This is a genomic window from Psychrobacter sp. S1-30-MNA-CIBAN-0213 (assembly GCF_040309845.1).
In the GTDB taxonomy this organism is placed as follows: Bacteria; Pseudomonadota; Gammaproteobacteria; order Pseudomonadales; family Moraxellaceae; genus Psychrobacter.
In genome coordinates this window covers 1-238 of sequence record NZ_JBEOPE010000173.1, presented here as the reverse complement: position 1 = coordinate 238, position 238 = coordinate 1, and the positions used below count along the sequence as shown (strand labels likewise).

The following is a 238-nucleotide window of genomic DNA, read 5'->3' as shown; positions in this document are numbered from 1 at the left end:
CTATGAGCCGCATGTACTGACCAACTATCTAAAAGATTTGGCAGCACTCTTCCACGGCTGGTACGATAGCAATCGTATTCTGCCAGTGAGCTTGACCTCAGGTGAGACGCCAAGCCAAGAAGAGCTCGATATGATGCAAGCCCGTCTGCGCTTGTCAAAAGCGGTACGTCACGTAGTGTCCAATGGGCTTAGTTTATTAGGGTTATCTGCACCGTCTAGCATGTAGAACATATACAGA

At 48.3% G+C, this 238-nt stretch carries 1 protein-coding gene; it reads left to right on the top strand.

Annotated elements, in window-relative coordinates; translation table 11 throughout:
• Positions 1 to 226, top strand: a 226-nt coding sequence (locus AAEY87_RS14390; protein WP_350657659.1) for a DALR anticodon-binding domain-containing protein, incomplete at its 5' end; no start/stop codon positions are given.
• Positions 227 to 238: the final 12 nt, after the last annotated feature.